General features: G+C 71.4%; 23 protein-coding genes. 7 read left to right on the top strand and 16 right to left on the bottom strand.

Annotated features, from left to right (window positions below; genetic code table 11):
- Positions 1–30: 30 nt before the first annotated feature.
- Positions 31–1,134 carry a DMT family transporter gene (locus ACZ60E_RS42245; RefSeq protein ID WP_469447563.1) on the bottom strand — a complete coding sequence of 368 codons (1,104 nt, stop codon included), beginning with the start codon at positions 1,132–1,134 and terminating at the stop codon, positions 31–33.
- Positions 1,135–1,208: 74 nt separating this feature from the next.
- Here ACZ60E_RS42245 and ACZ60E_RS42240 point away from each other — a divergent pair, with 74 nt between their 5' ends.
- A complete protein-coding gene (locus ACZ60E_RS42240) occupies positions 1,209–2,111 on the top strand; it encodes a LysR family transcriptional regulator (RefSeq protein WP_384814675.1) in 903 nt (300 codons plus the stop codon).
- Positions 2,112–2,168: 57 nt separating this feature from the next.
- On the opposite strand, the gene ACZ60E_RS42235 is transcribed toward ACZ60E_RS42240, so the two are convergent.
- Entirely contained in the window at positions 2,169–2,636 is a 468-nt protein-coding gene (locus ACZ60E_RS42235) for a pyridoxamine 5'-phosphate oxidase family protein (RefSeq protein WP_469447560.1), read from the bottom strand.
- Positions 2,637–2,812: 176 nt separating this feature from the next.
- On the opposite strand from ACZ60E_RS42235, the gene ACZ60E_RS42230 reads away from it, so the two are divergent.
- Positions 2,813–3,463 (top strand): cysteine hydrolase family protein, encoded by a 651-nt coding sequence (locus ACZ60E_RS42230; protein WP_107018647.1) that lies wholly within the window; start codon positions 2,813–2,815, stop codon positions 3,461–3,463.
- Here the strand turns inward: ACZ60E_RS42230 and ACZ60E_RS42225 are convergent.
- From ACZ60E_RS42225 to ACZ60E_RS42160, 14 genes are all read right to left on the bottom strand, one after another.
- Positions 3,450–3,908: a Rieske (2Fe-2S) protein gene (locus ACZ60E_RS42225; protein ID WP_384814668.1), complete on the bottom strand. Its 459-nt coding sequence runs from the start codon at positions 3,906–3,908 to the stop codon at positions 3,450–3,452. The two genes, ACZ60E_RS42230 and ACZ60E_RS42225, sit on opposite strands and share 14 nt — an antisense overlap.
- A 122-nt stretch (positions 3,909–4,030) precedes the next feature.
- A complete protein-coding gene (locus ACZ60E_RS42220) occupies positions 4,031–6,142 on the bottom strand; it encodes a S9 family peptidase (protein ID WP_469447556.1) in 2,112 nt (703 codons plus the stop codon).
- Positions 6,143–6,274: 132 nt separating this feature from the next.
- Complete coding sequence (locus tag ACZ60E_RS42215; RefSeq protein WP_469447554.1) at positions 6,275–7,099, bottom strand: hypothetical protein; 825 nt, start codon at positions 7,097–7,099, stop codon at positions 6,275–6,277.
- A gap of 26 nt (positions 7,100–7,125) precedes the next feature.
- Positions 7,126–7,668: a pyridoxamine 5'-phosphate oxidase family protein gene (locus tag ACZ60E_RS42210; RefSeq protein WP_453795378.1), complete on the bottom strand. Its 543-nt coding sequence runs from the start codon at positions 7,666–7,668 to the stop codon at positions 7,126–7,128.
- A gap of 14 nt (positions 7,669–7,682) precedes the next feature.
- On the bottom strand, positions 7,683–8,474 hold the full coding sequence (locus ACZ60E_RS42205; protein ID WP_469447552.1) for an SDR family NAD(P)-dependent oxidoreductase: 792 nt from the start codon (positions 8,472–8,474) through the stop codon (positions 7,683–7,685).
- A complete protein-coding gene (locus ACZ60E_RS42200; protein ID WP_469447550.1) occupies positions 8,474–8,938 on the bottom strand; it encodes a DUF3237 domain-containing protein in 465 nt (154 codons plus the stop codon). Before ACZ60E_RS42200 ends, ACZ60E_RS42205 begins: the two co-directional genes overlap by 1 nt.
- Complete coding sequence (locus ACZ60E_RS42195) at positions 8,935–9,855, bottom strand: hypothetical protein (RefSeq protein WP_469447548.1); 921 nt, start codon at positions 9,853–9,855, stop codon at positions 8,935–8,937. Before ACZ60E_RS42195 ends, ACZ60E_RS42200 begins: the two co-directional genes overlap by 4 nt.
- Positions 9,855–11,063, bottom strand: a complete 1,209-nt coding sequence (locus ACZ60E_RS42190; RefSeq protein WP_469447546.1) for an aromatic ring-hydroxylating oxygenase subunit alpha — start codon at positions 11,061–11,063, stop codon at positions 9,855–9,857. The genes ACZ60E_RS42195 and ACZ60E_RS42190 overlap by 1 nt, the downstream gene beginning before the upstream one ends.
- Positions 11,063–12,022, bottom strand: a complete 960-nt coding sequence (locus tag ACZ60E_RS42185; protein ID WP_469447544.1) for a class I SAM-dependent methyltransferase — start codon at positions 12,020–12,022, stop codon at positions 11,063–11,065. Before ACZ60E_RS42185 ends, ACZ60E_RS42190 begins: the two co-directional genes overlap by 1 nt.
- 105 nt (positions 12,023–12,127) lie before the next feature.
- Positions 12,128–13,138 (bottom strand): polyprenyl synthetase family protein, encoded by a 1,011-nt coding sequence (locus ACZ60E_RS42180; protein ID WP_469447542.1) that lies wholly within the window; start codon positions 13,136–13,138, stop codon positions 12,128–12,130.
- Positions 13,135–13,902: a flavin reductase family protein gene (locus ACZ60E_RS42175; protein WP_469447540.1), complete on the bottom strand. Its 768-nt coding sequence runs from the start codon at positions 13,900–13,902 to the stop codon at positions 13,135–13,137. Before ACZ60E_RS42175 ends, ACZ60E_RS42180 begins: the two co-directional genes overlap by 4 nt.
- Positions 13,874–15,130, bottom strand: coding sequence for a DegT/DnrJ/EryC1/StrS family aminotransferase (locus ACZ60E_RS42170; protein ID WP_469447536.1), 1,257 nt, complete (start codon positions 15,128–15,130; stop codon positions 13,874–13,876). The genes ACZ60E_RS42175 and ACZ60E_RS42170 overlap by 29 nt, the downstream gene beginning before the upstream one ends.
- 1 nt (position 15,131) lies before the next feature.
- Complete coding sequence (locus ACZ60E_RS42165) at positions 15,132–16,919, bottom strand: adenosylcobalamin-dependent ribonucleoside-diphosphate reductase (RefSeq protein WP_469447534.1); 1,788 nt, start codon at positions 16,917–16,919, stop codon at positions 15,132–15,134.
- Positions 16,916–17,113 (bottom strand): hypothetical protein, encoded by a 198-nt coding sequence (locus ACZ60E_RS42160; protein ID WP_469447532.1) that lies wholly within the window; start codon positions 17,111–17,113, stop codon positions 16,916–16,918. Before ACZ60E_RS42160 ends, ACZ60E_RS42165 begins: the two co-directional genes overlap by 4 nt.
- 786 nt (positions 17,114–17,899) lie before the next feature.
- Here ACZ60E_RS42160 and ACZ60E_RS42155 point away from each other — a divergent pair.
- The 5 genes from ACZ60E_RS42155 to ACZ60E_RS42135 all read left to right on the top strand — a co-directional run bounded on the left by ACZ60E_RS42155 (position 17,900) and on the right by ACZ60E_RS42135 (position 23,283).
- Positions 17,900–18,898: a hypothetical protein gene (locus tag ACZ60E_RS42155; protein ID WP_469447530.1), complete on the top strand. Its 999-nt coding sequence runs from the start codon at positions 17,900–17,902 to the stop codon at positions 18,896–18,898.
- Complete coding sequence (locus ACZ60E_RS42150) at positions 18,895–19,416, top strand: hypothetical protein (RefSeq protein ID WP_469447527.1); 522 nt, start codon at positions 18,895–18,897, stop codon at positions 19,414–19,416. Before ACZ60E_RS42155 ends, ACZ60E_RS42150 begins: the two co-directional genes overlap by 4 nt.
- Before the next feature lie 107 nt (positions 19,417–19,523).
- Positions 19,524–20,615, top strand: a complete 1,092-nt coding sequence (locus tag ACZ60E_RS42145; RefSeq protein ID WP_469447525.1) for an SDR family oxidoreductase — start codon at positions 19,524–19,526, stop codon at positions 20,613–20,615.
- The gene (locus ACZ60E_RS42140; protein ID WP_469447523.1) at positions 20,612–22,054 is read left to right on the top strand and encodes an acyl-CoA dehydrogenase family protein; all 1,443 of its coding nucleotides are present in this window, start codon (positions 20,612–20,614) and stop codon (positions 22,052–22,054) included. Before ACZ60E_RS42145 ends, ACZ60E_RS42140 begins: the two co-directional genes overlap by 4 nt.
- Positions 22,051–23,283 carry an aspartate aminotransferase family protein gene (locus ACZ60E_RS42135; RefSeq protein ID WP_469447521.1) on the top strand — a complete coding sequence of 411 codons (1,233 nt, stop codon included), beginning with the start codon at positions 22,051–22,053 and terminating at the stop codon, positions 23,281–23,283. The genes ACZ60E_RS42140 and ACZ60E_RS42135 overlap by 4 nt, the downstream gene beginning before the upstream one ends.
- The last annotated feature ends 10 nt before the right edge of the window (positions 23,284–23,293 follow it).

Genomic DNA, 23,293 nt, shown 5'->3' with positions numbered 1-23,293 from the left:
GGGCACGTCGGGTTTTCGCCCCCGCCGCCCCTACCCGTTCCCGTCCACGCACGGGGCTGCGCCCCTCGCCCCCTGATCGCGCTGCGCGCTCGTCCTCAAACGCCGGACGGGCTGGATTTCCAGCCCGTCCGGCGTTTGAGGACCGGGGGTTCGGGGGCGGAGCCCCTGAGTACGTGACGGGAACGGGTAGGGGCGGCGGGGGCGTGACTGGGTCAGTGCCGCGCCCGTCAGGACGATCGCGGCGCCCGCCGGGGTCGACCACGTCAGTGGTTCGTTCAGGATCGCGACGCCCGCGGCCGTGGCGATGACCGGGATGAAGTACGTGACCATCTGGGCGGTGGTCGGGCCGACTTCCGAGACCAGGCCGTACTGGACGAGGAAGGCGAAGCCCGTGCCGAGGGTGCCGAGGGCGATCACCGCGAGGAGCGGGACGAACGCGAAGCGGGTCGGGGTGGTCGTGAACAGTGGTGTCACGAAGGCCAGTTGCGCTGTCGCGAGGAACAGCTGGGCGCCGGTCAGCGACAGGTGCGAGTGGCTGGAGCCGGCCAGCGTGCGACGGATGTAGATCCAGCCGATCGGGTAGCTGAGCGAGGCCAGCAGTGCCATCGTGGTGCCCGCGGCGTCCAGGCCGTCGAAGCCCTGCCAGGCGCCGAGCACCGTCAGCACGCCGAGGAATCCGATGCCGAGGCCCGCGACCCGACGGCGGGTCGGCCGGTCCTCGGAGAGGGCCACCATCGACAGAGCCATGCCCCACAGGGGCGAGGTCGCGTTGCAGATGCCCGCCAGGGTGGACGGGATCGTCAGCTCGGAGTACGCGAACAGCGAGAACGGCAGGGCGTTGAGGAGCAGGGCTCCCACCGCGAGGTGTCCCCAGGTGCGGACCCCGCGCGGCAGACGCTCGCGCTTCCAGACCATCGCCGCGGCGAGTACCAGCGTGCCGAAGAACAGCCGGCCGAACGTCACCTGGAACGGGGCGTAGCCGTCCGTGCCCACCTTGATCAGAAGGAAGCTGAAACCCCAGACGAGGGAGAGGGTGCCGAAGCGCAGGCGCCAGCCGAGAGCCGGGCGGGGCGTGGGCGAGGAGGCGGTGGGTGTGGCGGGGAGAGGCGTGCGGGGCTCGGTCGGGGCGCTCATGTGTCTCACCCTGGCCGAAGCGATCTCGTAGAACAAGCGAGACTTTTGGTCCGGTATCGCGTAGCATCGCTTACATGTTGAACCTGGAGCGGCTGCGTACTCTCGACGCCCTCGCCCGCCACGGCTCGGTCGGTGGCGCGGCCGACGGGCTGCATGTGACGACCTCGGCGGTCTCCCAGCAGATGTCCAAGCTGGAGCGCGAAGTGGGACAGCAACTGCTCGCCAAGAACGGGCGGGGGGTGCGGCTGACCGATGCCGGGCGGCTGCTCGCCGACCATGCCGCCCGGATCCTGTCGCAGGTCGAGCTCGCCCAGTCCGATCTGGAGGCGCAGCGCGGACAGGTGGTGGGGGAGCTGCGGCTGTCCGCGTTCCCCACGGCCGCGCGCGGGCTGTTCCCGGGGGCTCTGGCCGCGCTGCGCGCCGAGCATCCCGGACTGAGTGTCCGCTCACGTGAGCTGGAGCCGGAGGACGGGGTGGCCGGGGTGCTGCGCGGCGACATCGATCTGGCGGTGGTGCTCGACTGGTACAACAGGCCGTTGCCGCTGACCGAGGGGCTGGTCAAGGCCTCGCTCCTCGACGACCCCGCCGATGTGGCGATGCCCGCGGACCACCGCCTCGCCGATCGCTCGGAGGTGGATCTGGAGGACTTCGCCGACGACGAGTGGATCGCCTGGGAGGAGGGCGAGTTCTGTCATGAGTGGCTGCTCTTCACCTTGCGGGGCAAGGGGATCGAGCCGATGATCGCCCACCGCGCGGAGGAGCATCACACCCAGCTCGCCCTGGTCGCGGCGGGGCTCGGCGTGTGTGTCGCGCCCAGGCTCGGGCGCGGTCCGGTGCCGGCGGGGGTGCGGACGGTCCCGGTGCGGCACCGGGTCACCAGACATGTGTACGCGGTGTGGCGGGCGGACGCCGACCGCCGCCCGTCGATCAGAGCGGTGGCGGACGCGCTGCGGACGGCGGGGGCGGCGTACGGGTGACACGGTTGACCCGGCCCGCCCGTACCGGCTCAGCCGTCCCCCAGGGCAAGCCCTCCGCTACAGGTCGGCGAGTTTGCGGAAGTCCCACGAGGCCGTCGCCTCGGGCATCAGGCGCATCCAGGCATGTCTGCCGTCGTGCGGCATCTCGTCCAGGCCGAAGTTCTTGCGGGCGAACAGCCGCTCCACGGCGTCGAGTTCCGGGTGGGGCTCGCCCGTGCGCGGCGCCTCGCCGACGAACTCCACCGATCCCGACACCTCGACGCCCCGCAGCTGGTCGTACTCCTCGCCGGTGTCGACGACCACGGCCACCCGCGGATCGCGGCGCAGGTCGGCCCATCGCTTGCTGCGTGTGATCGAGTACAGCCAGAGCGACTTGCCGTCCCAGACGAACCAGAGCGTGCTGACATGCGGGGCGCCGTCCGCGGAGACGGTCGCGACGCGGCACGTGCGCTGGGTGGTCAGGAACTCGTCCAGTTCCTCGGGCGTCATCATGATTCTTCGGCCCCGGCGCTGAGTGACGGCCATGCGGCTCCCTCTTCTCCGACTGTGACGGCATCTCCGACGCGGTGCCTGATGCCGCGTCAGAAAAGCATGGGTCGTCTTCCGTCCGTACGCAATGGTGGCTACGCTCGCCCGCCACCGCCGGTCGAACCGACCCGGTTCGGGCGGACCGGGAAGACCGTTCGCGACAGGGGAAAGCCATGCCGTCGTACGAAGCGCTCAGCGAACTCCTCGATCCCGCCACCACGGTGCTGCTGACCGTGGAGTGCCAGCAGGGTGTCGTCGGCCCGGACAGCGCGCTGCCGGAACTCGCCCGGGAGGCCCGTTCGTCGGGCGTGCTGGACCGGATCGCACGTCTGGTGGCCGCGGCCCACGAGAGCGGCGTGCAGGTGATGCACGCGATCGCCGAGCGCCGTCCGGACGGCCGCGGCGCCAACCACAACGCCCGGCTGTTCCGCGCGGCCGAACGTCTGCCGGTGCAGCAACTGGCCGGCAGTACGGCGGTCCGGGTCGCGCCGCCCGTGGAGGTCGCCGCGGAGGACCTCGTCGTACGCCGGCTGCACGGTCTGTCGCCCCTCGCGGGCACCGACGTCGACGCGCTGCTGCGCAATCTGGGGTGCCGCACGCTCGTCGTGACCGGTGTCTCCGCCAATGTGGCCGTACCCAACACCGTGTTCGACGCCGTGAACCGCGGCTACACCGCCGTGGTGCCGGGGGACGCCATCGCGGGTGTGCCCTCGGACTACACCCCCGCGATGATCCGCAACACGCTCGCCCTGGTGGCCACCATCACCACCACGGACGACGTGCTGACCTGCTTCAAACGGCCCCGCCGGGTCAGGCGAGCGTGATCGAGTCCCCGCTCACCTTGATCTCGGCGGCGGTCAGTCCGCTGGTCGCGGGCCCCTTCTTGACGGCGCCGTCCGCGACGCTGAACTGGCTGCCGTGGGCGGGGCAGGTGATGAGGCCCTTGTCCACGCTGTTCACGCGCTGCTGCTGGTGCGGGCACACCGTGGAGAAGGCCTTGAACTCGCCGGCCGTCGGCTGGGTGACGACCACGGACTGGTCGGCGAAGACCTTCCCGCCGCCCTCGGGGATGTCGGTGGTCTTGGCGAGTACCGCACCGCCGGCGGATCCGGTCGATGCGCCGGAGGAGGAGTTCGAGGAGGAGTCGGACGACTTGTCGTCGGAGCCCCCGCAGGCGGTCAGCGCGGCGGCCAGCCCGGCCCCGCCCAACGCTGCCAGGACGGTGCGACGACAGAGTGCCGGAGCAGGCTGAAGCGATTCGCTGGACATAGTGGCGGTCCCTTCCACAGATGTGCAGGTGTGCAGATGTACAAGTGTGCAAATGCATGGTTGTGCGTTTGCGTGGATGTGCGTCGATCCGACTAGGGGTACGGGCACGTCACCTGCATGGTTCAGGCGGTCCGGAGATCGAGCGACTTCTTGATGAAATCGAGATCCATTCGGAGCAGGGTGTCTATCACGCCTTCCTGTGCCACCAGATGAGTCGCGCCTGCCAATGGGAGCACGCTGTGGGGCCGTCCGGCCGCCAGCAGGGCCGCCGAGAACCGCAACATATGTGCCGGGAACACATTGTCGTCGGCCATCCCATGGACGAGCCGCAAGGGGCGTGTGAGTTTATGGGCGTGCGCCACCAGTGAGCACCGGTCGTACTGGTCCGGTTGTACGTCCGGATGTCCCAGGTACCGCTCCTTCCAGTGCGTGTCGTACAGCCGCAGATCGGTCGGCGCCGCGCCCGCGACGGCCGCGTGGAACACATCGGGCCGGTGCAGTACGGCCCCCGCCGCGAGATAGCCGCCGAAGGACCAGCCGCGGATGGCCACCCGGCCCGTGTCCAGTTCCGGGAAGAGCTCCGCGGCGGCGCGTACCGCGTCGGCCTGGTCCTCGATCACCGGCATCAGCTGGTCGCCGTGGACGGCCGTCTCCCAGGCCCGGTCGCGTCCCGGAGTGCCGCGCCCGTCGACCGAGAGCACGGCGAAGCCCTGATCGGCGAACCACTGGTTCACGGCGTGATGCCACCTGCTCGCCTTCACGACCGTCTGCAAGCCGGGCCCGGAGTAGGAGTGCACGATCACCGGGAGACGGCCGGGTACCGGTTCGTACGACGTCGGCAGATACAGGGCCGCGCGCAGTTCGCGGGCGCCGAGCGTCAGGAAGCGGGGGCGCGGCCGGGTCACGGGCCGCTCGGCCAGCACCTCGATCCGCCCGGCCGGGACGCCGTCCCGCAGCACGGTCACCGTCTGCCCGTCGAGCGTGGAACTGTCCAGTACGACGGTGCCGCCGCCGACCGCGGCGTGGTGCACACCCGGCGCGTCGGTCAGCCGGGCGAAGCCGTTTTCCGGGTCGTACGACCAGACGTGGACCTCCGTCGGCTCCTCGGCGGCCGTGAAGCAGAGCCGGCCGCCCGCCGTACCGAGCAGTTCGTGGACGTACATGCCCTCCGGTGTGCGGATCCCGGTTCCGGTCATCCGCAGCCCGCGCGTGCCCTCCTGGGTGGTGAGGACGAGACCGGTGGCCGCGGTGGAGGCGGGGGTTCCGGGGACGAACTCCAGCCAGGCGAGGTCCGTCAGGTGGTGCGGCGCCGTGGTCGCACCGGTCGCCGGATCGATGCTCAGCACGTACGCCGAACGCTGGTCCCGGGTCTGTACGACGGCGAGGGGCCCGGCCCCGCTCCAGTCCGCCTGCGCGAGGTACTCGAAGGCCGGGTCGGTCCACTCCCCGCCCGGATGCGCCAGGGCCTCCTCGGGGAGATCGACGTCGACGCGACCGCCGTCGAGGCCCACGACGTGCAGGGACAGCCGCGCGTTGGCGGTGCCCGCGGCCGGGTACCGGATCGCGCGCGGGGGACGCCCGGGGTCCGCCGGATCGCCGAGGTACCACTGCTGGACCGGCGCATTGTCGACCCGCACCACCAGCAGCGCGTCCCCGTCCGGCGACCACCAGAAGGACCGCGTACGGTCCAGCGACTCGGCCGACACATGGTCGGGGAGCCCGTAGGTGACCTCCGGGCCCTCCGGCTCGGCCAGCGCGCGATCACCGGTGCCGTCGGCGCGTACGACCCGCAGGGCGCCCCCGCTCACGTACGCGATGTGTGTGCCGTCCTGACTGGGGCGCGGGGCGACGACCGGGCCCGCCGTGGGGATCCGGCGGGTGACGCCCTCGTCGGTGCGTACGGTCCACAGGGCGCCCGAGAGGGCGAACGCGGCCAGGCGGACGGCCGCGTCGGTGGCGTACGAGACGATTCCGGCGCTGGTCTCGCGGGCCCGTTCGCGGCGGATCCGCTCGGCCTCCGGGACCTCGCCGCCGTCGCCGAGGGCGAGCGGGTCGGCGAGCGTCCGTTCCTCGCCGTTCTCGTACAGCCAGAGCAGGCTCGTCGTGGAGCGGCCGCTCGCGGTGCGCAGGAAGAGCACACGCTCGCCGTCGGGCGAGACGGTGAAACCACGCGGCACACCGAGGGAGAAACGCTTCGTCCGGGCGAACTGCAGGGGCAGGTCTTCGGCGGTCACGGGCACAGGGGTTCCCTTCGGCAGGATGGATTCATACGGCCGGGCGTCGGCTCCACCCCGGCCGGTTCCGTCCCTCAGGGTTCGCCGGGAGTGAGGTCCCGGCCGCCCGCGAGCGGGTTCCCTACGGCCGCGTCATCGCGCCGCCGCGGCGAGGATCGTGTGTGTCACCTTCTCGGCGGCCGAACCCGCCGCCTGCGAGGCGTCGTTCACGTCGACGATCTGCCAGCCGTGCGTCCTCGCGAAGCTCTCGTACTCGCGCGCGCAGTCGGACTGGAGGTCCAGGAAGGTCCGACCGGGGTCTCCGCCGAAGGCATGATAGGTGTCGAACACCCCGATGCTCTCGGCATTTTTTGCCGCCAGTACGCGCGCCGGGTCCTCCCGCAGGTAGACGCCCACCCGTGGAGAAAGGACCCTGCCGAAGTAGTCCTTGACGTGGGCGCGGACGGCGGCCAGTGCCGCCGCGTGCCCGGGCGCGGCGAACTCCGCCATGAACAGGCTCTTCAGCACGTTCTTGATCCCGAGCGAGTCCTGGATCACCACGTGGCCTGCGTCGATGAGCGGCCGCACGACGGAGTGGTGGAGCAGGCTGTGGCCCGCCGTCTCCAGCCAGCCGGTCGCCAGGGGAGAGACCGGGCGCATGCCGGTGATCCGGGACTTCTTCAGCCGCTCCACGAGGCCGCTGTCGCGGAGTTCCGCGAACGACCGTGGCGTCTCGACACGGCGCCCGGCCACGGTGGCGTCCGCGAAGAAGACGGGGAACAGCTCCAGCCACAGCCGTTCCAGCTCGTTGTACGGATACTCACCGAGCCGGTCGCCGTCGACGGCCGCGGCGAGTTCGCTCTGCCAGGACACCCGCCTGACCGACAGCCCGGCCGCCGCGCAGCGGCGCTCCACCACCGGCAGCACCTCCCGCTTCCCCAGGCCGTCGATGCCGAGGATCTGCACGCCGAAACCCACTGTGTCTCCCCGCGCCGATGTCCGGGTCATTCTGATTCCGGCAGGAACCAGCGGTCCCACGTGTCGTCGTCCTCGTACTCCGGCAGGGCGCGGATCGCCGCCTTCATGCTGCGCAGGCTCCAGGTCGCCCACCTGCCCGGGGTCAGTTCCCCCACGGCGTCGTCGATGCCGTCCAGGTAGCGGGAGACGGGGTCCATGCCCTCCTCGGTGAGGTACTTGCCCCTGATCCGCGCGCAGATCTCCCCGGCCTCGTCGCCGGTGAGGACGCGCCCCGTGCCCTGCCCCAGCGCGACCAGGGTGCTGCCGTCCGCCGCTTTGCCCTTGACCAGTACGGACGCCAGACCGTTGGCCGCGATGTTGCGGGCCTTCCTCGTCGCGGAACTGCCCTCGAAATACACCCTGTTGTCGTCCCACAGGAACCACACCCGGGCCAGGTGCGGCGTACCGTCCGGATTCACGGAACCGATCGTGGCGTTCGTCCGGCTCCGCAACACCCGCTCGACCTCCGGCGTCAGACCGCGTCGGGCCCGGTAGGGATCGGGAATGCCCCGCGTACGGGAGACCGTCATGTGCTGCTCCTCTCTCAGACCGCGGTGAATCCGCCGTCCACGACGAAGTGCTGTCCTGTGATCCACGTCGATTCGTCGGAGGCGAGGAACACCGCCGCGTTGACGACGTCGTCGAGCGTCCCCAGCCGTCCCAGCGGATAGTTCTCCGCCGCGCCCCGCAGGTTCTCCGCATACGTACGGGGGCTCTTGAGGCCCGCCGAGATCTGCGCCTCCAGCGTGCGGTCCACGAGGGAGGTGGGGACGGCGCCGGGGCAGATCGTGTTGGCCCTGATCCCGTGCCGGGCGAAGTCGGCCGCGACCTGGCGGGTGAGCCCGATCGCGCCCGCCTTGGCCGCCGAGTAGGGCGCCAGGCCGGGTACCCCGACCACCCCGGCCACCGACGCCTGCACGACGATCGAGCCCGACCGCTGCGCCACCATGCCGGCCAGCACGGCGCGCATGCTGAGCCAGGTCCCCGTCAGCATCACCGCCAGCGCCCGGTCCCACACGCGCCGCTCGGTGACCAGGGCGGTGCCGACCGCCGGTATGCCGGCGTTGCAGTAGAGGGCGTCGATCCGGCCGTACCGCTCCACCGCGGTCGCGGCCAGCGCCGTCATGTCCGCCTCGGAGCTGACGTCGGAGCGGACCGCCGTGGCGGTGCCGCCGTGTCCGGCTATGGCCGAGACGACGGCCTCGGCCCCCGTCAGGTCGCGGTCGGCGAGCACCACGGCGGCGCCCTCCGCGGCGAAGCGCCGGCACGAGGCGGCGCCCAGACCGGACGCCCCGCCGGTGACGACCACGGTCTTCCCGGTCAGCCTCCCGGCCATCACAGCACCCGGTAGACGCGGTAGGCGATCCCGGTGCTGGTCCTGCGGCCCACACCCACCGCGACCGTCCGGTTCAGCCACCCGTACTTGGCGGAACCGGTCTCGAACCGCGGTGTGGTCCGGAAGTAGTACGTGGACGGCGGGACGTCCTCCCCGCCGTCCATGCGTGCCTTCACCTCGGGCGGCACGTGGTAGATGCCGCGGTAGTGGTTGTAGATCAGCTCCCCGTCGTCCGTGCTGAGGGTCGCCCGCACATCCAGTTCGGAGGTCCCGTCCGCCCCGCGGACCAGCCAGTCGCCCGCGCCGCCGAGGATCTCCCCGCGCAGCAGCGGGCCGGTGAAGGTGCCGCCGGAGACGACGTAGAGGCGGCGGCGCCCGAACGCGGTGTCCCCGATGTCCAGCCGGCTCTCGACCTCGGCCCTCAGCTCGAACAACAGCTCCGTACGCAGCTCCAGATTCTTCATCGTGCCCCCGTCTCCTTGAGATCGTGCTCCCTGAGGCCGGCGTCCCTGAGATCGAACTCCCGGAGGTCGAGCCGGTCGGCCAGGGGGCTGCGGGCCAGGGCCGCCAGGATGCGGCGCCGGTTCTGCGCGCGGGGCACGTCCAGGACGTCGACCCGCGTCCAGCCGTGGGTCTCCGCGAACGTCCCGAAGGCCGTCGCGGTGTGTTCCTGGAGCTGCAGGAACGACGACTCGGCGCTCTCCCCGGAGGAGGCGAACGTCTCGAACGTGCCCAGTGCGGACTGCCGTTGCCGCCAGCGCAGTGCCGTCCGCGGGTCACCGGCCACATACACCCCCACATCGGGCTGCAGCACCCGGCCGAAGTAGTCGGCCACCAGCGCGCGGCCGATCGACGCGCTCTCGGCCATCGCGGGCGACAGATGCTCGGTGTACGCGAACAGCTTCAGCAGATGCTTGTAGCCGTACGACTCCTGCAGCACCGCGCAGCCCTCGGTGACGGCCGGTTCGATGACGGCCTGGTGCAGCAGGGTATTGGCGGCGAGTTCGATCCAGGCCGAGGCCAGCGCGCCGTCGGGCCGCAGACCGTGGACCCGTACACCGTTGAGGTACTCGGTGCCGCCGCGCGCGTACAAGTCCTCGAAGGAGGTGGGCAGTTCGACGGGGGCGCCCTCCGCCGTGCGGGCGCCGCCGAAGTACGCGCGGAACGACTCGACCCAGAGCCGGCGCAGTTCCGCCTTCGGGAAGGAGAACTCCTCCCCTTCCTCCGCGACTTCCTCCTCGACGACGCTGCGCCAGGAGATGGTGCGTACGGGGAGGCCCTGGCTTCGGGCGGTCCCGGCGAGTTCCTGGATCAGGGTGCTCTTGCCGACCCCGTCGATGCCCATGAGGGCCAGATGAAACCCGGGAGCGGACGTGGTCATCACCGGTCCTCCTTCTCCGGGAGGCCGGCGTCCTTCTGCGACAGGGCGGCGTCCACGGTCGCGCGGAACAGCTGGAGGCCCCGCTCGTTCCTGCCGAACACGACGGTCTCGTGCCCGGGGGCCCGTACCGTGCCCGGTCGGCCGAACCCGTCCTGGGCCAGTTCCAGCGCGGCGAAATCCTCGGCCGCCGCGTCCATGAACTTGCCGATGTTGTCGTCGTGGTACGCCCGGCGGTGACGGGTGTCCTCCCGAACGGCGTGCAGGAAGCGCACGTCGCACGTGTCGACGGCCGTGGGCCGCATCGACATCACGGTGAGGTGCCGCTTCTCCAGGAACAGGACGGTACCGGGGAAGAGGACGTACGCGATCGTCGCGTGATCGCGGATGCGCCGGTCCGCGGGGCGCAGGTTCCGGTTCTCCAGCACGGACTTCTTGGGGGCGACCAGGCGTACGTGCCTGCCGATGCCGTTCACCAGGGACAGGTCGGGCGCGAAGACGTACTTCTTCATGGCGGGGTGCAGCCAGCGGAAGTGATAGGTCTCCAGGAACGCCTCGATGCCCAGCTTCCAGTTGAAGCGTCCGGGGCGGGCGGAGTGGCCGTAGAAGGAGTGCGTGTCCAGGCCGAGTCCGGTGAACTCGGCGTCCAGTGGGCCAAGTTGCTTCGCCACATCCGCTACAGCCGTCGCACCCCGCCCGCTCTCCGCGTCGGGCGTGGCCCACACGAACCCGTGCCGTACCTCCGTGGTCAGCGGGAGCAGTCCGCGTCGCGCCATGACGATCTCGGGAAACCCGCGGCGCCGGTCGGTGATCCCGCACAGCCCGCCGTCCAGCCCGTACCGCCAGCCGTGCCAGGGGCAGGTGAATCCGTCCGCCACCGACCTGCCCGCTCCGGGCGCGACCAGCCGCGTACCGCGGTGACGGCACAGGTCGACGAAGCCGCGTATCTCCCCGTCGGCTTGTTTGACCAGCAGGAACGGGATTCCCAAGAGGTCGTCGGCCACGTAGTCGCCGGGGGAGGCCAACTGCGTGACGTGGGCCACGATGACGGGCTCCCGCCGGAAGATCTGGTCCACTTCACGCCGGTACACCTCCTCGTCCCCGTACGGGCCGCTCGACCGCAGGGAGACATGTTCCGAGACATCGGTGGTCGCCTCGTCGATGTGTGTCAGCAGACGCTGGACGAGCTGGGACTGGGTCTCTTCTCGCATCAGTGGGTCCCTTCGGTCCGACGCCGCGTCATCGTCGTCGGCGGGATGGTGGTGCGGAGCGGGTCGGCGGCCCGGCGGGCGGACAGCAGCATGGGGACGATCCGGCCCGCCCGGAACTCGTTCCGGGCGGTGCCGAGCGTCGCGCGGATCGACTCGACCGACCGTTCGCCGAAGATGCCGTCGGCGCTGCCCCGGAAGATGCTCACCACCTTGAGCCGTTCCTCAAGGAGTGCGATGGCCCACTGCCGCAGGGGCCGTTCGGTGGCGCCGATGAATCCGGCCCGGCGCAGCTGCTCCAGCCGTTCGTCGACGGGCGTGGTGAAGAAGACGCCGGGCGGATGCCACTCGCGGAACGCGGGGCCCGGCCCCCGTCGGCCCCGCGTCAGACTGACCTCCTCCGTCAGCACCAGGAGTCCGCCGGCCCGCAACAGCCGTGCGGCCTCGCGCAACACCTCGCCGGGGCGCGGGAAGTGCGGCATCGAGCCGGTGACCGCCACCACGTCGAGCGAGCCGTCGGGCAGGGGCACGTCGGTGGCGGACGCGCAGATCTCGGTCACCGCGGCGGCCCGGCCCTGCCGTGCGCTGATCCGGCGGCTGACCGCGCAGTGCTCGGGCACCAGGTCGACGCCGTAGGCCCGGCCCACGTCGACACCGTGCGCGGCCAGCCTGTCCACGGTGTGGCGCAGCGCCCCGCCGAAGCCGCTGCCCAGTTCGCACAGGGCCGGTACGCGGCGGGGGAACGCCTCGCGGACGACCTCGGCGACCAGATCGCACCCGTGCGGTCCGAAGTGCCCCATCTGGTCGAGGCCGAGCAGCCCGCTCGGCCGGCTGTCCTCGCTGAACTCCACGATCGCCCGCTCGGTCCGTTCCCAGTCGTAGAGAGCGGGGAACAGGCCCCGGTGGTAAGCGTGTTGGGTGCTGGTCTGGTCGACGTCCTGACGTTCGGATGACCGGGTCATCGGCACGCTCCGTCCAGGTGCCTCGCTGTGCGGATCACTGGTGGTATGGATCAGGGGTGGCAGGGGCCAGGGGCCAGGGGTGGCAGGGGGCAGTGGTGGTACGGGTCAGTGGTCGGGGCGGCCCATCGCGGCGATCTCCGCGAAGCCGCGCCGGATGTCCTCGGCGAGATCCAGGGACTCCAGTGCCGTCAGCGCGTCGGTGACCTTCGACGACGCCAGCTCGGCCGTACGCTCCCGGCCCCCTCCCTTCTCGACCAGCTCGGTGGCCCGCGCGACCTCCTCGTCGCTCGGTTCGGGGCGCAGCAGGAGATCACGCAGCTGGTCCGCAACGGCCCCTTGCTCCTCCAGCACGAAGGCCACGGGCAGGGTCGCCTTGCGGGCCCTGAGGTCGAAGCCGGGCGGACGCCCGCCCGTCTCATGGGCGGCTCCCCAGATGCCCAGCAGGTCGTCCCGTGCCTGGAAGGCGACGCCCAGGGACTCGCCGTAGACGCGCAGTTGCTCCAGCACGGGGGCGGGGGCGCCCGCGAGCACCGCGCCCATGGTGACCGCGCAGCGCATCAGCGAGGCGGTCTTCCACTCCGTCATCCGCACACACCGCTCGACGCTCACCTCGCGCGCGCCCTCCATCTCCAGATCGAGGGCCTGACCGGCGAGCATCGTCGCGAAGGTGTCGTCGTACAGGGCCACCGCCTCGTGCCGGTGGGGCGAGTCCGAACGCAGCAGCGTCGCGTTCCCGAGGACGAACAGGGAGGTGCCGGCCAGTGTGGACATGCCCTTCCCGAAGGCCACCCAGGCCGTCTCGCGCTGCCTGCGGTGCCGGTCGCCGTCCATCACGTCGTCCAGCAGGAAGGCGCAGTTGTGCAGCGCCTCCACCGCGACGGCTCCGGGGATGGCCGACTCGTCGGGTGCGCGTCCGGCGGCGGCGGTGGCGAGGAGGGCGAGCGTCGGCCGTACGCCCTTGCTGCTCTGTTTCTCGACCGGTCGGCCCTTCGCGTCGCGCCAGCCCATGTGGTAGTCGACCACCGCCCGCAGTTCGGGCGAGAGTCGACCGAAGGCGGAGCGCAGGGCAGGGACGATCTGTGCGTGCGCGTTCTCCAGCACGGGCGGAAGGTTCATGGGGTCCTCTCCTCTTTCCGGATCGTGTGCGTGTCGTGGGCGCCGTGCGTGCCGTGTGCCTCGTGTGCGTCATGTGCCTCGTGTGTGTCGTGCGTGCCGCCGAGGCTGCGGTAGGCGCGCATCCGGTCCCTGCGCCTGCGCGGATCGTCGGTGAACCGCTGCTCGCCGAGGACGGGCCCGCGCCGGGCGTAGACGCGGTTGAGATACAGGAGGACCGGCATGTCCTCCAGGCGCACCTCGTCCTGCCCCAGCCACTCCGCGTCGACGAGGCACTCGGCGATCCGGCCCAGGACCGTCTGGTGGGACGGCGCCGCCTCCAGGTTCAGCTCCTTGCGGCCGAGGTGCCCGACGGCGTCGCAGGCCATCACGATCGGGCAGCTCTCCACGTACGGCAGTCCGGTCCCGGGCAGTTCACGGATCTCCAGGCCCGACTCCGCGACCTTGTCGCCGCTGCGGCGCCAGGACCGGGTACCGGTGAAGTCGGCGGCCCACATGTCCTTCTCCAGCGGCAGGTTCACCACGAAGCGGCCGGTGCGGCGGATGTTCTTGTAGGTGTGGCGGCGGGGTTTGATGCCCACCGCGATGATCGCGGGGTCCAGGCACACCACCCCGACCGCCGACATCGCCGACACGTCCACCTCGCCCTGCTCGCTGACCGTCGTGAGCAGGACGACGGGGGAGGGGACGTAGAAGGCGTTGGGCGGGACCGAGATCTTCGTGGTGGCGCCGCCCGTCTCAGCGGGCCGCCCGGATGATGCGTCCAACGTTCCTCACCACCTTCTGGATGCCGTCCTGGTACGCGTCGAGAAGGTCGTCGCACGGGTGGTGCAGGAACGGGGCGGGGAAGCTCAGGCTCGACCGGTAGTACTGCTCCGCGCCCGGCAACTCCCCTTGCCGGTACAGCGGGCGGGGCCGGCCGGGCCGGTAGTACGGCGGTTCGAGCCGGTGGCCGGTGAACATCGCCTGCCGGTGCAGCGGCCGGTTGGAGGGACGGCCGACGTCGAGCCCCTCGGCCCGCAGCGCGGTGACGAAGTCGTCCAGCGGCAGCCCGTCCAGCTCCTCGGGGACGTACCGCGCCTTGTAGCCGTACCAGCCCCCGCGTGTCACGTGCGGCGCCGTGTACGGGGGCCGCAGCCCGGGGATGCCCGACAGCCGTTTGCTCAGCCCTTCCAGGACCGCTGTCTTGACGGCGATGCGTTCGTCCAGGTCGCGGTACTGCTCGATGCAGATCGCGGCAGCCGGCAGCCCGATACGGTGATTGCCGCCGAGGCCGACCGCGACGTCCGCCGCGGGCAGGGCGCGACCGGCCCGCTCATGGGTGTGGCCGAGGCGCTGCGGGGCACGGAAGACCTCTTCGTCCGCGGTCACCAGGACGCCGCCCATGCCACCGCTGACCATCTTGCGCGCGCCGAGGCTGAAGACCCCCGCGTCGCCGAAGGTGCCGACCGGACGGCCGCGGTACCGGGCGCCGTGGGCGTGCGAGCCGTCCTCGACCACCTTCAGGCCGTGCCGGCCGGCCAGCCGTCCCAGCGCCGTCAACTCCACCGGGTGGCCCCACAGATGCGTCACCGCGACGGCCCTGGTCCGCTCCGTGACCCGCGACTCGGCGTCGGCGAGATCGACGTTCCCCGTCAGCGGGTCCACATCGCAGAGCACGGGGACCGCGGAGAGCAGGAACAGCGGGGCCACCGTCGCGTGGAAACTGTAGGACGGCACCAGCACCTCGTCGCCCGGGCCGACCCCCACCGCGAAGTACGCGCACAGGAGCGCGTCGGTGCCGCTGGACGAGGCGAGCGCGTACGGCAGGCCGTGGTAGCCGGCGACGGTCCGCTCGAACTCGGCCAGCACGGGGCCGTGGTCGTAGTCCGACAGCTCACCCGCGTCCAGCAGCCGTTCCACCCGCGCCCTGGCCGCCGGTGAGAGCTGCGGCCAGGCGGGCGGAGGGGGCACGGTGACCGCCGGCGGGCCGCCGTCCAGCGCCAGTCGGTCCATGTCAGCCCACCACCGTGTTCGTCCGGCCCGAGAGCAGCGCCCTGCTCTGGCGGAACCGGTCCTCCACGGCCACCCGGGTTTCCGAGGCTCCTCGGGCCCGAGCGGCCACCCGGGTCTCCATCAGGTCGTGTGCGCGGGAGCCCTGCCGGTAGAGGGAGGTGCCCTTGCAGCCCAGCTCCCAGCTCAGCCGGTAGACCTCGGCCGCGTCCGACGCGGTCGCCGAGCGCGGCAGGTTCACCGTCTTGGAGACCGCGTTGTCGGTGTACCGCTGCCACCGCGCCGCGACCCGCACATGCCAGGCGGGGGAGATGTCGTGGGCGTACCGGTACTTGGCACGGGCGCCGGGAGCCAGGGGCAGGTCCGCCAGCGCCTTCGTCCGTACGAGGTCCATCGCGTCCTCGGCGGACAGCCCGGCGAAGTGACGTACGTCGGCGAGCAGTTCCTCGTCGGCGAAGGTGACCCCGTCCTCGGTCAGCACGTCCTTGTTCCACACGGCGGAGAAGCGGGGTTCGATGCTCGCCGAGCAGCCCGCGACCATGGAGATCGTCCCGGTGGGCGCGACCGTGGTGATACCGCAGTTGCGTGCGGGCCTGCGCCAGCCGGTGTGCTCCCAGTTCGGGAACGAGCCGCGTTCCAGGGCGAGTTGACGGCTGACCTCCCTGGTCACGTCACGGATGCGGGAGCCCAGCTCGTCGATCAGGGTGAGCGCGGCCTGCGAGTCGTAGGGGATGCCGAGGCCGACCAGCAGATCGGCGAAGCCCATCACTCCGAGCCCGAGCCGCCGGTTGGCGTGCGCCATCGCGGTGACCCGGGGGTCCGGATAACGGCTGGCGTCGATGGCGTTGTCGAGCAGCCGTGTCGCGTCCGCGACGGTCTGCTCCAGCGCCGGCCAGTCGATGTGGCCCCCGCGGCCGAAGGCGGCGAGGTTGACGGAGCCGAGGTTGCTGGCCTCGTACGGGTACAGGGTCTGCTCCCCGCACGGGTTGGTGGTCCGGATGGGCCCGAGGTGTCCGGCGAGCGGGTTGGCGCGGTTGACGGTGTCGAGGAACAGCACGCCCGGGTCGCCGGTGCGCCAGGCGTTCCGTGCCAGCCGCTCCCAGATCTCCGCGGCGGGCACCGTGCGCACGGTCCGGCCGTCCTGGGGGCGGACGAGGGCGATCTCCTCTCCCGCGGCCAGCGCGTGCATGAACGCGTCGTCCACGGAGACGGAGATGTTGAAGTTCGACAGGTCGCCCACCCGCGCCTTGGCGTCGAGGAACGCGAAGATGTCCGGGTGGCGCACGGAGAGCGAGGCGAGGTTCGCGCCCCGCATCTTGCCGCCCTGCATCGTCACCTTCGTCTCGGTGTCGAACAGGTGCAGCCAGGAGACCGGACCACTGGCGCCGGCCGCCTCGGCGGAGCTGATGCCGGCCCCGGCCTCACGCAGCGCGCTCAGATCGAAACCGGTGCCGCCGCCCGTACGGTGGCAGGCCGCGGCGAGCCCCAACGTGTCGAAGATCCCGGCGAATTCGTCGGGCAGGGGGAGTACGAAACAGCTGGCGAGCTGCCCCTGCCGGGTGCCGCAGTTGTTGAGCACGCGTCCGCTGGGCAGGAACCGGTTCTCCGCCATCATCGCCCGGAAGCGCGCCGCCCAGTGGTGGGCGGCGGACGCGCTCGTGTACCGGGACTCGACGCCGCCCAGTGTCCCGGCGACGCGGTCGAGGATCTCTTCCGCCGTCTCGGTCCGCACGGAACCGGTGCGTGTGGCGGTCCGGCGGCCCAACTTGCCTTCGAGGACGGAGATGTTCACCGCGGCCCTCGCAGACCGGGGTGTTCCCCGCCGCCGGCGAACACCGCCGACCGGGCGCGCGGTTGGCGCGGCGGGAGCCACCGGCCCTCCTCCGCGATGCAGTGCAGCGACTCCCACGGGTGTCCTTCGCCCAGGGTGGCGGGCTCGGACGTCATGTCCGTGTTCGCGTCCGCCACATAAACCCCCCGTTCCACGCGCGGCTCCTTTCTGAGAACACCTGAGGTGAAGGCTGCTGTACACGGCTCCCGGAAATGTCCGCTGCCGTGAGGTGGCCGCCGACAATCGCGTTGCCACTTGGTGAACCAGGATAGTGAAAAAAATTTGGAAATCAATGTTGATCGGTTAACTATCCACTGAGCAGGCATTCCTTTCGGGGAACAAAACATTCCACGTCGCCGTTCGGGGCGGCGTTCCCGGGATGCCCCTTGCGGACACGGCCGACCGCTGCCAAGAATGAGGCATCCCGGTGGGTGCGGTAAAACTCTCGCCCACTGTCCGGGTGCTTCGGCAAGGGGATATCTCGATGCGCGCAAGCGAACGCCTCGCATGGGCTGGAGCGCAGGGTACGGCAGACGTGGAGAATATCGACGCCGAGCGGAACAAATATCGGGAGTGCGGCGCGAGGGGCGAGTGCCGGGAGCGCGTGGCGAATGTCAGAGCACGTGCGCGGGATCGCCTTTTCGGGGTCAGTGTGCAATAGAGAAGCAGGTTCTCGCATTATTTACGGACGTCGGCGGACAGCTACGGACACCGACGGACGGCGTCAGATTTCATCGGACACCACCGGACGGCACCGGACACCACCGGGCGGCATCGGACAGGGTCCGGCGGGATGGCGCGAAGAACCGTGGAGAACCCTGGAGAACCGTGTAGATCAGGATTCCGTGGAATTCCGCTTCGTGGAGAGAGGGTCAGCAGAAATACGTGGAGTCGGAGCCCGAAGGGGAACGCACAGTTGAACGAGGGGGCACAGGGTGACAATGGCGCACCATGACGTGCGGACCGAACGGTTCGCCGCGCACATCGCGGCACACGGGCTGACCCGCGCACGCGTACTGGAGCAGGTGGACGAGTCCTTCGGGGACCCCCTGCTCATCGTCGCCGCGGGCTCCGTCATCGCGGGATTCGGCAACGACACCAGCGACCTCGACCTGTACGTCGTCGTACGGGACGACGTCGCCGGCGCGCTCCCGCTGATGTCGTACGCGAAGAGCGCGCGTATCGACGTCATCATCACCGGTGCCAATCAACTCCTCACCCGGCACGCGGAGTTGAGCGCGGGAGCCTGGCCGGCGCCGACCGTCTCCCCGGGCGACCTGGTGGAACGGCGCAAGGTCTTCGACACGCTCAGCCGCTTCGGCCTGGGGCTCCCGCTGGACGGCACCCCGCAGTGGCTGGACTGGCAGCGGCGGCTCGACGGGGAGATCACCGGGTGGCTGCGCACCTGGTACGCGGTCGAGGCCGTCCGCATGCGGTCCGCCGCCCGCGCTCTGTCGGAGCACAAGCCGCTCGCGGCCGCACTGCGGGCGGGCGAGGCGGTGCTCGCCGCCCTGGACCGGCACGCGGTCACCAAGGGCGAGCGCTACTTCACATGGAAGTGGGTCGGCGAGAAGCTGCGACGGCTGGGCGACCAGGACGGGCTGGCGGCGTTCGAGCTGGCCATGTGCCCACCGCTGACGGCGGGCGAGGCACCCGCATACCTGCGCCGGGCCGAGACGGTCCTCGACACCTATCTGTCCGACGTGGACACGTCCGGCTGGCAGTTGTGCCTGATGCCCGCCGCGGGCACCACCTGGCGCCCCTTCGGCGAGGGACACCTGGTCTCCCGCTGGGGACTGCGCGCCGCCGCCGTCTCCCAGGGCAGCCCGGTGAGCGCTCCCGGCAGCTGGACGTATCACCCGGGCGAGCCGTGGCACCCCGATGTCGCGTCGCTCTTCGCCGAGGACATGTTCTGGCTGGGGATTCGGAGTGCGCCGTGACCGTACGTCCCGTGCGCGATCTGCGCACCCACGTGATGCACGTCAGCCATGGGGCCGCCATCACCATGGTCGTCACCCAGGCCGCGCTGGAGGACGTCGGAGGCGGCGTCCGGGCCGGTCAGTGGCGGCTGGTGGCCGCCCAGACCCGCCACCTGGTGCAGTCCTGTCTGTACGTGCGCGGGCTGGCGTACGGCGGCGAACCGTACCTCTACGAGGACGGCGGGGCCATCGACCCGTGCGTCGGCGTCCCGGACGGCGTCCGTGTCGAAGGGCTGCGGTTCGTCCACGAGGCCAACGCCCTCGCCACCGACCCGACCGGGGCCGAGGAGTGGTTCGGGCGGCTGTGCGACTGGGTCGCCGTCGCGCAGGCGGAGCTCGGCCTGAACGGTGAACTGCCCGAACTCCGTTCCCCCAACGGCATGTTCGGCGGACTCCGCCTCGTGCGCGGCTGGCAGGAGGCCGTCGACGAACTCGGGTTGCCCGCCCTGCTGCCCAGCGAATGGATCAAACCGCTGTGACCGATCAAACCGCTGTGATGAACCGACCCGCTGTGGTGAACCGACCCGCTGTGGTGAACCGACCCGCTGTGGTGAACCGACCCGCTGTGGTGAACCGAGCCGCTGTGGTGAACCGAGCCGCTGTGATGGAGCGCGTCGCCGTGGACACACCGGGCACGATGCTCATCACCGGTGCCACCGGAGTCGTGGGAGCCGAACTGGCCGAGCAGGCAAGGGAGTCCGGCTGGCAGGTGGCCGGCTGCTCCGCGCGGGGCGGCACCGGTGTGACGGCCTGGCGGATGGGGGAGACCCCGGCACCACCGGAACTCACCGGCCCCTGGGACGTGATCGTGAACGCGGCGGCCCGCCCCCGCTGGAACCTCCCCGCGGCGCGGGCCACCGCCGCGAACGTCGCCCCCGTCGGCGCCCTCGCCCCCCTGGTCGGCCCCCGGACCCACGTCATCCACGTCTCCACCGCGTACGTCACCGGCCTGCGCGGCAGCGCCGGATCGGAGCGTCCGGACGACTACCGCAACAGCTACGAGTGGTCCAAGGCCGCCGCCGAGCGGGAGGCCGTCGAGCGCTACGGCGCCACGGTGGTGCGCCCGCCGCTGGTGATCGGCCGCCGCTCGGACGGGGCGGTCAGCAGGTTCACCGGCCTGTACTCGCTGATCCGCAGCTGTGTCACCGGGTTGCTGCCCGCCGTCGTCGGGGACGGGGAGGCATTCGTGGAGACCGTCACGAGCTGCGACGTCGCCGCCTGCGTGCTGGACCTCGCGCGTGACGGGCGTAACGGGTGTGGGGGACGCGAGGGTCGCGACGGACGCGACGGATCGGGCGGACAGCCCGTCGTGCTGGGCACCGGCGAGGAGGCCTGTTCGGTGAAGGAACTGGTCGAGGTGGAGTTCGGGACGCTCAACACATGGCGTGCCGCGCGGGGATGCGGCCCCTTGGAGACTCCGACGATCGTCACCCCCGAGCAGTGGGACCGCTTCTATCTGCCCTTCGCACGCCCGCACCTGACGGCCCGCCAGCTCCGCGCCGTGGAACTGCTCAGCGCGTTCATCCCGTACATGTCCACGCACGAACCCATCGGAGTGACCCGGCGCGTACCGCCCGTCCGACCTGCCCTGCGGACGTGCGTACGGGCATGGGCCGACCGGCATCCGCGCCTGGCACAGGGCAACCCCACACCGTGGGTCGGCGAGGAGGAGACGTGACCGACGCATACGACGCCTACGACACAGGTACGTACGACGCAGACGCGTACGACTACCGGCGTGGAATCCGGGCCATCTGGCCGGAGACGGAACGACTGCTGCCCACCTCCGTCACCGAGAAGCTGGCCGGGCTCGCGGAGCGGAACGACCGTACGGGCCGGCTGTCCGACAGCAGCGTCGAGGCACTGCGCGAAGCGGGCTGGTTCGGACTGCCCGTGCCGCGCGAGTTCGAGGGCGGCGGCGGTTCGATCGAGGAGTGCTGTGCCCTGCAACGCCGGATCGGCGCGGCGGACCCGGCGCTCGCCATCGCGGTCAACATGCACCTGTTCTCGGTGGGCGTCCTCGTCGAGCACTGGCGCCGCGAGCGCGACGAGTCGTGGATGCTGCTCGAAGCGATCGCCGGTCAACAGCGCATCGTGGGCAACGCCTTCGCCGAGCCCGGACTGGCCGGTGCGCTGACCAGATCGCACTGCACGGCCCGCCGCGCCGGCAAGGAATGGAGGGTGAACGGCGTCAAGGTGCCCTGTTCACTGGCCGAACGCAGCGACCTGCTCTGTCTGCAGTTACGGGACGAGGCCGGCGGCCCGGAAAGCCTGCTGGTGGCCCTCGTCGCCACCGACAGCCCCGGCATCACCGTCGAACGCACCTGGAACACGCTGGGCATGCGCGCCTCCGAGTCCGACACCGTACGGCTGCGGGACTGCGCGATCCCCGACGAACTCGTCTTCCACCGGACGCGGCCCGGCTCCCAGGGCGACGAGGTGTTCGCCGCCGGACTCGGCTGGTTCTGCGTGTCGACCACGGCCTGCTACCTCGGGCTGATCTCCGCGGCGGTCGACCAGGCCCGCGCCGCGCTGGAGAACTCCCGGATCACCCACCTCGGCGCGGCCCGCTCCGAACTGCCCTCCTTCCAGTCCGCGCTCGGCGCCCTCCTTGTCGACGTACTCCCTCTGGAGGCGGCCTGCGCGGGGCTCGCACGGCAGCTGGACGCCCGCACGGCCGACCCGCGCAGCCTCACTCCGGCGCTGCTCGCCCTCAAGTGCCGGGCCGCCGAACTGGCGACCCGGGCCGTCGAGGCGACCTCCGAACTCGTGGGCGTGGCCTCCTACGCGGCCACGGGAACGGCCTCCCGGCTGCTGCGGGACGCCCACGCGGCCCGCTTCCACCCGCCGACCCGCTTCGCCACCCGTCAGCTCCTCGGCCGCTGGGCGCTCGGGCTGCCCTTCACCTTCGAACTGACCGAGCGGCCTGGCTTGGGACTGGATGGGCGGCCTGGCTTCGGACCGGACGAGCGTCCCGGCTTCGGACCGGACGAACGGGCCGACCTGGGACCGGACGAGCGGCCGAGCACCGAACGGGACGAGCGGCCGAGCACCGAACGGGCCGACCGGCCGGGGACCGAGCGGGACGAACGTCCCACGGGCGGCGGGACGCGGTGACCGGCCCGCTCGACCTCATCCGCACCCACCAGTCCGCCGGACGCGCCCTCCTCTTCCGGCTGACGGGCGCCACCGACCCGGAGGTCGGCGGGCAAGGGGCCTGGGTCACCAGCGCGGGCGGTGAGCGCTACCTCGACGTGGGCTCCTTCGCCGTGTTCCTGCTGGGCCACGGCCACGCCGGACCCGTGGAAGCCGTCGCACGACAGCTCCGTACGCTGGCCGGCTCCACCCGGACGCTCCCCAACGAGACCAACGCCCGCGCGGCGGCGGCACTCGCCGCACTGGCACCCGAGCCCCTGACCAAGGTCATGCTCCTCAACTCGGGCGCCGAGGCCGTCGAAGCGGCACTCAAGCTCGCCCGCGCCCGCACCGGACGCACCGGCCTCGCGCACCTGGCGGGCTCCTTCCACGGCAAGACGACGGGCGCGCTGAGCCTCACCGACGCCGCGCCCTTCCGTGACGGACTGGGCCCACTGCTCCCGGGCGTGCTCCGGCTGCCGCGCGACGACGCCGCCTCGGCCGCCCGGCTCGTATACGAGAACCGGCCCGCCGCGGTCTTCGCCGAACCCGTACAGGGCGAGGGCGGTGTCCACCCCCTGACGGCCGACTACGCCGGGGCGCTGCGCCGGGCGTGCGACGAGGCGGGCACGCTCCTCGTCCTCGACGAGATCCAGTGCGGCCTCGGCCGCTGCGGCACGCTGTGGGCCCACGAGCCCCTGGGGGTGCGCCCCGACATCCTGCTGTCCGGCAAGGCGCTGGGCGGCGGAGTCATCCCCGTCTCGGCGCTCGTCGCCACCGAGGACGCCTTTCGCCCCTACGACCACGACCCGCTGCTGCACACCTCGACCTTCGGGGGCAATCCGCTCGCGTCGGCCGCGCTGCTGGCCACGCTGGAGGTCGTCGCCTCCCACGACGTACCCGCGCTGGCCCGGCGGGCCGGACACGCACTGCGTACCGTCCTCACCGGCCTGGTGCGGGACTGGCCGGGGCTGTTCACCGGCGTCACCGGCCGCGGCCTGATGCTCGGACTGCACGGGACCCGGCCGGACGTGTCGGCCGAGATGATGCGGGCCGCGCTGAGCAGGCGCATTCTGCTGACCATGTGTCTGACCGCGCCGGGGGTCCTGCGGTTCACCCCACCGGCGTTCATCGATGAGGACGACCTCGCGTTCCTCGAACGCGGCCTGCACGAGGCCGCGACGACGACCCAGAAAGAACTGAGCACATGACGGAGGTTCC

It is taken from the genome of Streptomyces sp. NPDC102514 (assembly GCF_055584525.1).
Note: the sequence above shows the minus strand (reverse complement) of the source record. Positions and strands in the feature narration are given on the sequence as shown.